Annotated in this window: 10 protein-coding genes; 3 read left to right on the top strand and 7 right to left on the bottom strand. The window is 60.6% G+C overall.

Features of this window, described 5'->3' with window-relative positions; all coding sequences use genetic code 11:
• Position 1: 1 nt before the first annotated feature.
• Both E4O97_RS02175 and E4O97_RS02170 read right to left on the bottom strand, forming a co-directional pair.
• Entirely contained in the window at positions 2 to 1,978 is a 1,977-nt protein-coding gene (locus tag E4O97_RS02175; protein WP_248160801.1) for a methyl-accepting chemotaxis protein, read from the bottom strand.
• Positions 1,979 to 2,155: 177 nt separating this feature from the next.
• A complete protein-coding gene (locus E4O97_RS02170; RefSeq protein WP_248160800.1) occupies positions 2,156 to 3,076 on the bottom strand; it encodes a LysR substrate-binding domain-containing protein in 921 nt (306 codons plus the stop codon).
• Between the two features lie 151 nt (positions 3,077 to 3,227).
• On the opposite strand from E4O97_RS02170, the gene E4O97_RS02165 reads away from it, so the two are divergent.
• A complete protein-coding gene (locus E4O97_RS02165; RefSeq protein WP_248160799.1) occupies positions 3,228 to 4,631 on the top strand; it encodes a NorM family multidrug efflux MATE transporter in 1,404 nt (467 codons plus the stop codon).
• 139 nt (positions 4,632 to 4,770) lie between these two features.
• On the opposite strand, the gene E4O97_RS02160 is transcribed toward E4O97_RS02165, so the two are convergent.
• The gene (locus E4O97_RS02160) at positions 4,771 to 6,435 is read right to left on the bottom strand and encodes a bifunctional diguanylate cyclase/phosphodiesterase (protein ID WP_005792463.1); all 1,665 of its coding nucleotides are present in this window, start codon (positions 6,433 to 6,435) and stop codon (positions 4,771 to 4,773) included.
• Between the two features lie 265 nt (positions 6,436 to 6,700).
• Between E4O97_RS02160 and rep the strand changes: the two genes are divergently transcribed.
• Together rep and E4O97_RS02150 are read left to right on the top strand one after the other, a co-directional pair.
• Complete coding sequence (gene rep / locus E4O97_RS02155) at positions 6,701 to 8,710, top strand: DNA helicase Rep (protein ID WP_032878742.1); 2,010 nt, start codon at positions 6,701 to 6,703, stop codon at positions 8,708 to 8,710.
• Between the two features lie 58 nt (positions 8,711 to 8,768).
• Positions 8,769 to 9,341 (top strand): xanthine phosphoribosyltransferase, encoded by a 573-nt coding sequence (locus E4O97_RS02150; protein ID WP_043046890.1) that lies wholly within the window; start codon positions 8,769 to 8,771, stop codon positions 9,339 to 9,341.
• Positions 9,342 to 9,488: 147 nt separating this feature from the next.
• Here E4O97_RS02150 and E4O97_RS02145 read toward each other — a convergent pair whose 3' ends face one another.
• The 4 genes from E4O97_RS02145 to alr form a co-directional block, all read right to left on the bottom strand.
• Positions 9,489 to 11,411 (bottom strand): acetyl-CoA hydrolase/transferase C-terminal domain-containing protein, encoded by a 1,923-nt coding sequence (locus E4O97_RS02145; protein WP_248160798.1) that lies wholly within the window; start codon positions 11,409 to 11,411, stop codon positions 9,489 to 9,491.
• Positions 11,412 to 11,549: 138 nt separating this feature from the next.
• On the bottom strand, positions 11,550 to 11,960 hold the full coding sequence (locus E4O97_RS02140) for a c-type cytochrome (protein WP_032878737.1): 411 nt from the start codon (positions 11,958 to 11,960) through the stop codon (positions 11,550 to 11,552).
• A gap of 181 nt (positions 11,961 to 12,141) precedes the next feature.
• Positions 12,142 to 12,690, bottom strand: coding sequence for a cupin domain-containing protein (locus tag E4O97_RS02135; protein WP_005792468.1), 549 nt, complete (start codon positions 12,688 to 12,690; stop codon positions 12,142 to 12,144).
• 116 nt (positions 12,691 to 12,806) lie between these two features.
• Entirely contained in the window at positions 12,807 to 13,880 is a 1,074-nt protein-coding gene (gene alr, locus E4O97_RS02130; RefSeq protein ID WP_005792469.1) for an alanine racemase, read from the bottom strand.
• Positions 13,881 to 13,919: the final 39 nt, after the last annotated feature.

The following is a 13,919-nucleotide window of genomic DNA, read 5'->3' as shown; positions in this document are numbered from 1 at the left end:
CTCAACGAAACCGGTCCACCTCCTGACGCAAGCCTGCCGCCAAGGTTTCCAGTTCCTTGGCGGTGACTGCCAGGTTCGACACCACTTCGCGCTGCTCGCTGTTGGCCAGGGCAATGCTCTGCAAGTTACTGCTGAGCAGGGTTGCGGTGCTGCTCTGCTCCTGGGTGGCGGTGGTGATCGCAGCGAATTGCTGGCCGGCCGAGCGGCTTTGCTCATCGATACGCGCCAGGGCCGAGGCGACGTCGGCGTTGCGCGACAGGCCGTCCTGCATCAATACCTTGCCGTGTTCCATGGTGCTGATGGCGTTGCCGGTTTCCTGCTGGATGCTCTGGATCATCGCCGAAATTTCATCGGTGGCCTGGCGGGTGCGCGAGGCCAGGTTGCGCACTTCGTCGGCGACCACGGCAAAACCGCGGCCTTGCTCACCGGCGCGGGCGGCTTCGATGGCGGCGTTGAGCGCCAGCAGGTTGGTCTGTTCGGCGATGGAGGTAATCACACCGACGATCCCGCCGATTTCCTGGGAGCGCTGGCCCAAGGTGTTGATCACCGTGGCTGTGCTGTTCAGGGCAGTGGCAATATGCTCCAGCGACGATGACGCCTCTTGCATCGAGGTGCGGCCGATCCGGGTCTGCTGGGCATTCTCTTGCGCCAGGCGCTCGGTGTTGCCCATGTTGTCGGCGATGTTCAACGAGGTAGCGCTGAACTCTTCCACCGCGCCGGCCATACTGGTGATCTCGCCGGACTGTTGCTCCATGCCTTCGTAGGCGCCACCGGATAGCCCCGACAGCGCCTGGGCGCGGCTGTTGACCTGTTCGGCAGCACTGCGGATATGCGAAACCATGGTCGACAGCGCCTCACCCATCTGATTGAAGCTGCGCGCCAACTGCCCGATTTCGTCATGGCTGGACACGTTAAGGCGTGCGCTCAAGTCGCCTGCGCCCAGAGCTTGCGCCTGGCGTACCAAATCACTCAATGGCGCCAGCTTGCTGCGCAACAGCCACACCGTGGCGCCCACTGCCAGCAACATCGCCAGCACGCTGCCGATCACCAGGCGAATCCCGACTTCCCACGTCACGGCGCGTATTTCCGCCTTGGGCATACTCGCCACCACCGCCCAGGGGCCGCCTTCGAACGGCACCGAAACGCTGTAGAAATCTTCGTTATTATCGCTCCAGAAACGCCCTGCCCCCGGCGTCTTTGCCAGGTCGAGCATCACGGCAATGGCCTGGTCCGGCGCCTGCACGCCGGCTGGCGGCACCAGCCAATGCTTCTGCTCATCCAGCAGCGCCAGGGAGCCGGTCTGGCCGAGGCGGAAGCGCTTGAGGTTTTCAAACTGGGCGTTCTGCGCGTCGGTGTAATCGAAGCCGATAAACAGCACGGCGATGACCTTGCCGTTGCTGTCACGTACCGGGCTGTACTGGGTCATGTAGGAACGGTCGAACAATACCGCACGGCCGATATAGGTCTGGCCATCGGCAACACGCTGGTAAGCCGCGCCCTGCCGGTCAAGCACGGTACCGATGGCACGATTGCCGTCCTGCTTGGTCAGGGAAGTGCTCACGCGGATAAAGTCGTCGCCGCTGCGCACGAATACGGTGGCCACACCGCCGGACATTTGCTTGAACTCATCCACTTCTTCGAAATTGTTGTTCAGCACCTCATTACCCAGGTACAGGCTCGGCGTCTGTACACCGGCCACGGCCACGGGTTGGTCGGCACGCACACTCAGGCCGGCGCCGAAGCGTTTTTCAAACAGCCCGCTCAAACGCTGGGTACTCTCGCGCAAGGTGCTGTGGAAGGTATTGAGTTGGTCGGCGAGCAAACGCGCCTCGCTGGCCAGGTGCTCCTCACGGGTGTCGAGGTTGGCGGAGTCAAGGGAACGCAGGGCAAACACAGTGCTGCCGCTGATAACGACAGCCAGAATCACTGCAAGGGCGAGACCTAACTGGGAGGCAATCCGGGCACGAGGTTGAGACATGACAGCTCCTGGCCGAGGCCAGGATCATCCTGATCTCATAGCGCTGCTCGGCAAATTATCTAGTGGGAAACGTTGGTGCACGATGGTTCCAACACACCTTCTTCGGCGGCGCTTGGTAATACTTGAGCGAATCACAGGGGTATCCCGCAAACGATTGCATCAAACGCCGGCCCCTACTCAATTCAGACGTTCAACCTGAGGCAACTCCATCGCTTTGACTTCACCTTGAAGAAACTCCGCCAGCCGTCGCAAGCGTTCACCCCCGGGACGGGTTTTCGGCCACACCAGGTAGTAACTTTCCCCACTGGCGACCGCCCTGGGCCACGGCAGGCTCAGGCGTCCCTGGGCGACATCTTCGGCCACCATCAACAAATCGCCCATGGACACGCCATAACCACGCGCCGCCGCGATCATGCCCAACTCAAGGGTATCGAACACCTGCCCGCCCTTGAGAGACACCCGGGACGACAACCCCATGCGCTCCAGCCAGTTGCGCCAGTCGCGACGATCAGGCGTGGGATGCAACAACTCGGCACTCGCCAGGCGGGCAGCGTCCCAAGGCCCATCATCCAGCAGGTTCGGCGCGCCCACGGGGATCAGCAATTCGGGGAACAGGTAACTGGCCTCCCAGTCCGCCGGAAAACGCCCATCGCTCAACAACACCGCACAGTCGAAGGGTTCCTGGTTGAAGTCCACTTCATCCACGCTCATCCACGCACTGGTCAGTTGCACCTCATTGCCTGGCTGCAAGGCGCGGAAGCGACTCAGGCGCGCCAATAGCCAGCGCATGGTCAAGGTGGACGGTGCCTTCATGCGCAGAATGTCATCTTCAGTATTCAAGGTATGACAGGCGCGCTCCAACGCAGCGAAGCCTTCGCGCACGCCGGGCAGCAACAGGCGCGCGGCTTCGGTGAGCTGCAGATTGCGACCGCTGCGCTGGAAAAGGCGGCAGGCGAAATGCTCCTCGAGGGTGCGGATATGCCGGCTGACCGCACTTTGGGTGATGGACAGTTCCTGCGCCGCACGGGTGAAGGAGTTGTGCCGGGAAGCGGCTTCAAATGCACGCAGGGCATACAGCGGAGGAAGACGACGAGACATTGGGAAAGCTCCGACGGCGCAATATCGGCACCCTATCAGAATCAACCAGGCATGAGTTTTAATCATGTGAACGATCGCTTTTATCCTTTTGTGCAAAGCGCCCAAAGCGCCGAGAATCAATCTCCCCCCATTTCCTGACTATTTGAGTGTGATGATCATGCAACATCCGGCACGTACCGAACTCTGGGCCATTCTGCGGCTGTCGGGGCCGTTGATTGCCTCACAGTTGGCGCACATGCTGATGGTGCTGACCGACACCCTGATGATGGCGCGCCTGAGCCCCGAAGCCCTGGCCGGCGGCGGCCTGGGCGCGGCGAGCTATTCGTTCGTGGCGATCTTCTGCATCGGCGTGATTGCCGCGGTGGGCACCCTGGTCGCCATTCGTCACGGCGCAGACGATATCGACGGCGCCACGCGCCTCACCCAGGCCGGGCTGTGGCTGGCGTGGTTGATGGCCTTGGCAGCGGCGCTGCTGCTATGGAACTTGAAGCCGGTGCTGCTGATGTTCGGCCAGACCGAAACCAACGTACAAGCGGCGGGGCAATTCCTCACCATCCTGCCTTTCGCCCTGCCCGGCTATCTGACTTTCATGGCGCTGCGCGGCTTTACCAGCGCGATCGGCAAGGCGACGCCGGTGATGGTGATCAGCCTGTGCGGCACCGTGGTCAACTACCTGCTCAATCACGCCTTGATCGAAGGCATGTTCGGCCTGCCGAAACTGGGCCTGATGGGCATTGGCCTGGTGACCGCCATCGTCGCCAACGGCATGGCGCTGGCATTGATGTGGTACATCCGCAGCAACCGCGCCTACGCCGCCTACCCGCTGGGTACTGGACTGCTGCGCTTGAATACCCACTACCTGCGCGAGCTGTGGCGCCTGGGCCTGCCGATCGGCGGCACCTATGCAGTAGAGGTCGGGCTGTTTGCCTTTGCGGCGTTGTGCATGGGCACCATGGGCAGTACCCAGTTGGCCGCGCATCAGATTGCCCTGCAAATTGTCTCGGTGGCGTTCATGGTACCGGCGGGGATGTCCTACGCGGTGACCATGCGCATCGGCCAGCATTACGGCGCCGGGCAGTTGTTGCAGGCACGCATGGCCGGTCGGGTCGGCATAGGCTTTGGTGCCATGGTAATGCTGGGATTTGCCGTAGTGTTGTGGCTGTTTTCCGACCCGTTGATCGGGCTGTTCCTCGACCATGACAACCCGGCGTTCCATGACGTCATCGTTCTGGCCGTCAGCCTGCTGGCCGTCGCCGCGTGGTTTGAATTGTTCGACGGTGTGCAGACCATTGCCATGGGCTGTATCCGTGGTTTGAAGGACGCCAAGACCACCTTCCTGGTCGGCCTGGGTTGCTACTGGCTGATCGGTGCGCCCTCGGCCTGGCTGATGGCGTTCACTTTAGGCTGGGGGCCCACCGGGGTATGGTGGGGCTTGGCGCTGGGACTGGCGTGCGCGGCGGTGAGCCTGACATGGGCGTTTGAGGCGAAGATGAAGCGGATGATCCGGCAGGAGCCTGAAATGCAGCCTGCCTTTCAGGCCGCACCGACAGAATAAAGCCCTGCTCGGTCAGAACTGTGGGAGGGGGCTTGCTCCCGATTGCTGAGTGTCAGTCACTGCATTTGCTGACTGACGCACCGCTATCGGGAGCAAGCCCCCTCCCACAGTTTTAATTGTATTTGCACGTCTGGATCGCTCAGCCCAACAGCGCCTGCTGGCTTTGCCCAAACATCAGGTACTCCACCAGTTCCGCCAACGGCAACGGCTTGCTGATCAGGTACCCCTGGGCCTGGTCACAACCGAACAACCGCAACAGCTCAAGCTGCTCGGGTGTCTCCACGCCTTCGGCCACCACTTCCAGGTTGAGGTTGTGGGCCAGGTTGATCATCGCGTGTACCAATTTGCGGTTTTCTTCGCGCTCTTCCATGCCGCCGACAAAACTTTTGTCGATCTTCAACAAAGCGATCGGCAGGCTGTTGAGGTGCACGAATGACGAAAACCCGGTGCCGAAGTCATCCAGGGAGAACCGCACGCCGAGGCGGCCCAGGGCGTCCATGGTCTGCTTGACCAGATCGCTGCGGCGCATCACCGCGGTTTCAGTCAATTCGAACTCCAGCCATTGCGCTTCCACGCCACGCTCGGCAATCAGCCGACTGAGTGTGGAGAGCAATTGGCTGTCCTGGAACTGGCGAAACGACAGGTTGACGGCCATGTGCAGCGGCGGCAGGCCGCGTTCGCGCAGGTCTTGCATGTCGCGCAGGGCCCGGGAAATCACCCAGTAGCCCAAAGGCACGATCAGGCCACTCTGCTCGGCCAGCGGCACGAATTCGCTGGGTGGCAACAAGCCGCGCTCACCGTGGCGCCAGCGCACCAGGGCTTCGAGGCCGACGATATGACCGTCGTCCAAGTCCAGGCGCGGCTGGTAATGCAGCTCCAGCTCATCGCGGCGCAAAGCCCGGCGCAGTTCACTTTCCAGGTCGGCCAGGCTGCGAGCGTTGCGGTTGATGCGTTCATTGAAGATGTGAAAGGTGCAGCCCTGGGTGCTTTTGGCCTGCTGCATGGCGATATGGGCGTGCCACATCAACGGGTCAGCGCCGGCGCGGGCGCGCGCATGTGCCACGCCCAGGCTGCAGCCGATCAACAAGCTTTCGCCATCGACCCAGTAAGGCTCGGCCATCACTTCGGTGATGCGCTCGGCCATCCACTCGGCACGCTGGGGCGCGCGACGGGTGTCGATCAGCAAGGCAAATTCATCGCTGCCCAGCCGCGCCAGCTGGTCCCCGGCTTCGAGCTGGCTCTTGAGCCGCGACACCACTTGCAGGATCAACCGATCGCCGGCCTGGTGGCCGAGGGCGTCGTTGGCATGACGGAAGTTGTCCAGGTCCAGATGGCCCAGAGCCAGGCCGCGGCCTTCGTTGTCCGCCAGCCGCGCCGCCAGCAGTGTCTGGAAGCCCTGGCGGTTGGCGATACCGGTGAGCGGGTCCTGCTCGGCCAAGCGCTGCAAGGTGTTCTCCAGAACGCCGCGCTCGCGCACATGGCGCAAGCAGCGGCGCAATGTTTCAGGGTCCAGCCCATTCAGGATCAACCAGTCGCTGACACCGAGCGGCGACACCAGCGGCTCCTGCTCCAACAGCAATACACACGGCAAGCTGCAGCGGCCAGGACCGGGCTGCAGGCTGGGTGTGGTCAATAGCACGGCGCCCTGATCGTCATCGAACAGACGACTCACCGAGTCCCAGTTGGGTGCACTGATCAGCACAGCCCCTTCGCCCATCGGCACCAGGCACTCGCGCAACAACGCTGCCCATGCAGGCTCTTCGGCCAGCAGCAGCAAACGCAAGGGTTCGACAGGCGTAGACAAGCTAACTCCCTAGACTCTGCTAAATTTCGTGAGCGATGGCATTATGACGTGCGGCCTGGCAATGATAAATGCGTGACAAATGATAGGTGTTATCAAACACGCAGACTGTGAAAAATAGTCTGAGTATTCCCCACATCCTGCGGCAAAGTAGCAAAACCGGCAAATTTAGATCGAGTGGTACGTCACACCGTCGTTCTAAGGCAGCAGAATCTTGCCAGCCTGTTAAAATGCCCGCCCTTTTGAACAACGACTCCTAAAACTCCGTATGTCCCGACTCAATCCCCGGCAGCAAGAAGCCGTGAACTACGTCGGCGGCCCTCTATTGGTGCTCGCCGGCGCCGGCTCCGGCAAGACCAGCGTGATCACCCGCAAGATCGCGCACCTGATCCAGAACTGCGGCATCCGCGCCCAGTACATCGTCGCCATGACCTTTACCAACAAGGCGGCGCGGGAAATGAAAGAGCGGGTCGGCACCCTGCTCAAGGGCGGCGAAGGCCGCGGCCTGACGGTGTGTACCTTCCACAATCTGGGCCTGAACATCATCCGCAAGGAGCATGTGCGACTGGGCTACAAGCCCGGCTTCTCGATCTTTGACGAGACCGACGTCAAGGCCCTGATGACCGACATCATGCAGAAGGAATACGCAGGCGACGACGGCGTCGACGAAATCAAGAACATGATCGGCTCATGGAAAAACGACCTGATCCTGCCCGCCGAAGCCCTGGAAGCTGCACGCAACCCCAAGGAGCAGACCGCCGCCATCGTCTACACCCACTACCAGCGCACACTCAAGGCGTTCAACGCAGTGGACTTCGACGACCTGATCCTGCTGCCGGTCAAGCTGTTCCAGGAACACAAGGACATCCTGGAGAAGTGGCAAAACAAGGTGCGCTACCTGCTGGTGGACGAATACCAGGACACCAACGCCAGCCAATACCTGCTGGTGAAGTTGCTGATTGGTACGCGCAACCAGTTCACCGTGGTGGGCGACGACGACCAGTCGATCTACGCCTGGCGCGGCGCCCGCCCGGAAAACCTGATGCTGCTCAAGGAAGACTACCCGTCGCTGAAAGTGGTGATGCTGGAGCAGAACTATCGCTCCACCAGCCGCATCCTGCGTTGCGCCAACGTGCTGATCTCCAACAACCCCCACGAGTTTGAAAAACAACTGTGGAGCGAGATGGGTCATGGCGATGAGATCCGCGTGATCCGCTGCCGCAACGAAGACGCCGAAGCCGAACGCGTGGCCGTGGAAATCCTCAGCCTGCACCTGCGCACCGACCGGCCCTACAGCGACTTTGCGATCCTGTATCGCGGCAACTACCAGGCCAAGCTGATCGAGCTGAAACTGCAGCACCACCAGGTGCCGTATCGCCTGTCGGGCGGCAACAGCTTTTTCGGACGCCAGGAAGTAAAAGACCTGATGGCCTACTTCCGGCTGATCGTGAACCCGGACGACGACAACGCCTTCCTGCGGGTGATCAACGTACCGCGCCGGGAAATCGGCTCCACTACCCTGGAAAAGCTCGGCAACTACGCCACCGAACGCAAGATTTCCATGTATGCCGCCACCGACGAAATCGGCCTGGGCGAACACCTGGACACGCGCTTCACAGATCGCCTGTCGCGCTTCAAGCGCTTCATGGACAAGGTGCGCGAACAGTGCGCCGGCGAAGACCCGATCAGCGCCCTGCGCAGCATGGTCATGGACATCGACTATGAAAACTGGCTGCGCACCAACAGTTCCAGCGACAAGGCCGCGGATTACCGCATGGGCAACGTCTGGTTCCTGATCGAAGCGCTGAAGAACACCCTGGAAAAAGACGAAGACGGCGAAATGACCGTCGAGGACGCCATCGGCAAGCTGGTGTTGCGTGACATGCTTGAGCGCCAGCAGGAAGAGGAAGACGGCGCCGAAGGCGTGCAGATGATGACCTTGCATGCCTCCAAGGGCCTGGAATTTCCCTACGTGTTCATCATGGGCATGGAAGAGGAAATCCTCCCGCACCGCTCCAGCATCGAAGCCGACACCATCGAGGAAGAACGGCGCCTGGCCTACGTGGGCATCACCCGCGCACGTCAGACCCTGGCCTTCACCTTTGCCGCCAAGCGCAAGCAATACGGCGAAGTCATCGATTGTGCCCCCAGCCGGTTCCTTGACGAGCTGCCGCCCGATGACCTGGCCTGGGAAGGCAATGACGACACCCCCACCGAGGTGAAGGCCGTTCGCGGCAACACCGCCCTGGCGGATATACGCGCAATGCTAAAGCGCTAGAATCGACTACTTTTCAATCTACTTTCGGCGCCTGCTGCGCCATCAGAGGAAGCTTTCCGTGGAAGCACTGCACAAGAAAATTCGCGAAGAAGGCATCGTGCTTTCCGATCAGGTTCTCAAGGTCGACGCCTTTTTGAACCACCAGATCGACCCGGCACTGATGAAACTGATCGGCGACGAATTCGCCGCGCTGTTCAAGGATTCGGGGATCACCAAGATCGTCACCATCGAAGCCTCAGGTATTGCACCGGCGATCATGACCGGGCTGAACCTGGGTGTACCGGTGATCTTCGCGCGTAAGCAGCAGTCGTTGACCCTGACGGAAAACCTGCTGTCGGCAACGGTGTATTCCTTCACCAAGAAAACCGAAAGCACCGTGGCGATCTCCCCACGCCACCTGACCAGCAGCGACCGCGTGCTGGTGATCGATGACTTTTTGGCCAACGGCAAAGCGTCCCAGGCGCTGATTTCGATCATCAAGCAGGCCGGCGCTACCGTGGCGGGCTTGGGGATCGTGATCGAGAAGTCGTTCCAGGGTGGGCGTGCGGAGCTGGATGCGCAGGGTTATCGGGTTGAGTCGCTGGCGCGGGTGAAGTCCTTGAGCGGTGGTGTGGTCACCTTCATCGAGTAATTTGCTCCACAGCAAATACCAAGTGAACACAGTTTAAAATGTGGGAGGGGGCTTGCTCCCGATTGCGGTGTATCAGTCACCAGATGTGTTGGCTGACCCACTGCTATCGGGAGCAAGCCCCCTCCCACATTTACCCTCTATTGCCTGTTAGTGCGCGGTGGCCTGGAGGCCGGCGAGTAACAGGCGCTGATACAGATCCTCCTTGAACCCCTCGGGATTATCCAAGCGCATCCGCTTCAAATGCTCGGGAAATGCCTCCGGCTCCGGTGCATCCAGTGCCGCCTTGCCCAACTCCAGAATCTCCGTCAGCTTGAATTTGCTCTTGAGCCAGTTCAGCGCTCGCAACAAGTCCCGCTCCTCATCCGTGAAATCACTGCCCAACGGGTATTCCGGGAACAACCGTCGATGCTTGGCCTGAATCGCCTGGAGGCGTTCCGGCGTGTTGTCCGCAAAGCGCGGATCCAGCTGGAAGTCCTTGGGCAGCTTGCCGGCCTTTTGTGCCTGCTCAATCAAGTCGCCCTGGAAACGCGAGTCGGTGATATTGAGCAGCGCTTCGATCACCTTGGCATCCGTCTGCCCGCGCAAGTCGGCAATGCCGTACTCGGTAATGACGATATCCCGCAGGTGCCGGGGAATGGTGCAGTGGCCGTACTCCCAGACAATATTGGAACTGACCTCGCCCGCCGACTCCCGCCAGCTGCGCAAAATCAGGATTGAACGCGCACCGTCCAGCGCATGCCCCTGGGCAACGAAATTGTATTGCCCGCCCACACCGCTGAGCACGCGACCGTCTTCCAGCTGGTCGGCCACGCCGGCACCGAGCAATGTGACCATGATTGCGCTGTTGATGAAGCGCGCATCCAGGCGCTGCAGCCGCTTGAGTTCTTCCTGGCCGTACAGCTCGTTGATATAGCTGATGGCAGTCATGTTGAATTCGAGACGCTTGGCGTGGGTCATTTCCTGCAAGCGCTGGTAAAAACTGCGCGGCCCTAGAAAGAAGCCACCGTGGATCGACACGCCATCGGGTTGCGCCGCATCGTCCAGAGTGCCTTCGTTGGCCTGCGTCTGGGTCGCCACATCCGGGTAGACCTTGCGGCGCACAATCCCCGCATCGGCCAGAACCAACAGCCCGTTGACGAACATCTCGCTGCATCCGTAAAGGCCACGCGCGAAAGGCTCGACACCGCCCTCACGGCTGATCAGTGGCGCCCACTGATACACATCCAGGTCCGTCAGCAGCAATCGATAGGCTTCGTTATCGGCCTGGCGCGCCAGCAAGGCGGCGGTCAGCGCATCGCCCATGGAGCCAATGCCAATCTGCAAGGTGCCGCCGTCACGTACCAGGGTGCTGGCGTGCAGGCCAATAAAATGATCCTGGAAGCCCACCGGCATGTTCGGCGTGGAAAACAATGTGGTGCTGTCTTTTTCATCGAGCAGGTAGTCGAACGCGTCCATGCCCAACTCGGCGTCGCCGGGCATGTAGGGCAGATCGCTGTGGACCTGGCCGACAACGAGGATGGTTTCCCCGGCTTCGCGGCGCTTGGCGATCATCGGCAGCAGGTCGAGGGTGATATCCGGGTTGCAGCTCAGGCTCAGGCGATCAGGATGCTCGGCGCTGCTGGCAACCAGTTGCGCCACCAGGTTCAGGCCGGCGGCATTGATGTCGCGGGCGGCATGGCTGTAGTTGCTGCTGACGTAATCCTGCTGCGCCGAAGTGCTGTGGAGCAGGCTGCCGGGCTGCATGAAAAACTGTTGCACTTGGATATTTTTCGGCAGGCTGTCCTTGTGCAGGTCGGCGAGGAAGTCCAGTTCAGGGTAGTCACCAAACACCCGCTCGATGAACGGTTCGAGAAAGCGCTTCTGCAAGCCATCGCCCATCGTCGGGCGGCCCAGGCTCAACGCGGTGTAGATCGTCAGCGCCCGCTCCGGCAGTTTGGCAATACGCCGGTACAGCGCGTTGGCGAACAGATTGGGCTTGCCAAGACCCAGCGGCATGCCCATGTGGATATGCGCCGGCAACCGCACCAGTACGTCGTCAACTGCTTGCTCGATTGAACACAACTGCACCATCGGACTGCTCCCGAACATTCCATGAATTGGAGTTGGACCGAGCTTGCCGGGTCTTTGCTGCAATGAACAGTGTCGAAACACAAATCGCGAGCACAAAAAAGCCGCCCGTAAGCGGCATTTTTGGCGAAGATCGTCTGATTACAGGCCGGACATCTTCTTGATGGCGCCTTTGAGGTCTTCATCCGAGCAATCAGCGCAGGTGCCTTTGGGTGGCATGGCGTTGATACCGGTGATGGCCTTGGCCAGGATGCCATCGAGGCCGCCCTGGTGGTCGGCGCGTTCTTTCCAGGCGGCGGTGTCGCCAACTTTGGGCGCACCCAAGAGGCCAGTACCGTGGCACGCGTTACAGTGCTTGGCGATAATCTCGTCCGGTGTTTTCGCACCGCCACCGCCCGCTGCCACGGCCACTTCCATGCCCTTGCATTCCTGGCCCTGGACGCAAACCTGGCCCACAGGCTCCAGGCGCTTGGCAATGTCATCATTGGTCGCAGCTTGAGCGCTGACAGCCCATAGGGCCAGTACGGTTGCTGGTGCAGCCAGCATTTTCATAATTAGGTTCACGCGTTCACCCTCAATGGTGGCTATTCACGCCTGCGGCCACGGTTTCGCAGGCGGCGAAAGTATAACGGTTAGCCCGGGCTGCCGAAACAACCCTATTAAATAAAGGGAGATACGGCCACACGGATACAGCTATGGGAGCCTCTGCAACGCTGGCAGGGCGCCTCTTTTGTTAAAAGTTCGCGGGCGTGGCTGCGCTGATTAGTCGCGCCGGCACATCGAACGGGTTGCGAAAACGATGGGGCTTGGTGCTTTCAAAGTAGTAGCTATCGCCAGCTTCGAGCACAAAAGTTTCAAGACCGACCACCAATTCCAGGCGACCTTCCAGCAGAATCCCGGTTTCCTCGCCCTCATGGGTGAGCATTTCTTCGCCCGTGTCGGCGCCCGGCGGGTAAATTTCGTTGAGAAAGGCGATGGCCCGGCTCGGGTGCGCCCGGCCCACCAGTTTCATGGTGACGGCACCGTCAGAGATGTCGATCAGCTCATTGGCTTTATAGACGATCTGCGTCGGTATTTCCTGGAGGATCTCCTCGGAAAAGAACTCGACCATGGACATGGGGATACCGCCCAACACCTTGCGCAGGGAGCTGATCGAGGGGCTGACGCTGTTTTTCTCGATCATCGAAATGGTGCTGTTGGTGACGCCCGCGCGCTTGGCAAGCTCGCGCTGGGAAAGACCTTTGAGTTTACGGATGGATTGCAGTCGTTCGCCGACGTCCAATGCAGGAGCCTCCTAGGATTCAGGCTTTGTTGTAATTGAGCGTTATCATGGCGACAGCGTTCAGTATTTACAACACTTGGGCCTAAATCCCGGGCAGCTGCATTCGTATCCGGCCATCAAGCGCCGCAATAGAGCCTTGGCACCCGGCGCAGGTTGCAGAAAATCTGGTAGGGAATGGTATCGGCAGCAGTGGCGACGTCACTGGCGAGGATGTTCTTGCCCCACAACTCCACGGTTGAACCAAGGCCCGCCTGGGGTAAGTCGGTGAGGTCGACACACAGCATGTCCATGGACACGCGCCCCAGCAGTTGGCTGCGCTGGCCCGCCACCAGCACCGGCGTACCGGTTGGCGCGTGGCGGGGGTAACCGTCGGCATAGCCCATGGCAACCACTCCGATGCGCATCGGCTTGGGCGTGACAAACCTGGCGCCATAGCCCACGGGTTCGCCAGCCGGCAGTTCGCGTACACAAATGATTTTGGACTCCAGGGTCATCACCGGCTGCAATCGTGCGGCAAAGGCCTGGTCTTCGCCAAATGGCGTTGCGCCGTAGAGCATGATGCCTGGGCGTACCCAATCGCTGGCCACGCCTGGCCAGCCTAATACAGACGGGGAGTTACGCAGGCTGACTTCGGCAGCCAAGCCTTGGCGAGCTGCTTCGAATACCGTGACTTGTTCGTTGCTGCTGACGCAATCGAGCTCATCGGCGCGGGCAAAATGGCTCATCAACACGATCTTCGCGACTTTGCCGCTGGCCAGCAGACGCTGGTACGCCTCTTGATAATCCTTGGGATGCAAGCCGACACGGTGCATGCCCGAGTCCAGCTTGAGCCACACGGTCAGCGGTTTGCTCAGTTTGGCCTGTTCGATGGCCTCAAGCTGCCACAACGAATGCACAACACACCACAAATCCTGTTCGATGATCAGCGGCAACTCGTCCGCCTCAAAAAAGCCTTCCAGCAACAGCACCGGCGCGCGAATGCCGGCGGCACGCAGTTCCAGGGCTTCCTCGATGCACGCCACGGCAAACCCGTCGGCTTCGGTTTCCAGTGCCTGGGCCACACGCACGGCACCATGGCCGTAGGCATCGGCCTTGATCACGGCGAGCGCCTTGGCCCCCGTGACTTCACGGGCCAATTGGTAGTTGTGGCGCAGGGCTTGAAGGTCGATCAGGGCACGGGCTGGACGCATGGCGGCAGGCTTCTAGGCAGCAAGGTGAAGAAAAACCGG

The sequence above is a fragment of the Pseudomonas sp. W15Feb34 genome, from assembly GCF_023127765.1.
In the GTDB taxonomy this organism is placed as follows: Bacteria; Pseudomonadota; Gammaproteobacteria; order Pseudomonadales; family Pseudomonadaceae; genus Aquipseudomonas; species Aquipseudomonas synxantha_A.
This window is presented reverse-complemented; position numbering and strand designations above follow the sequence as displayed.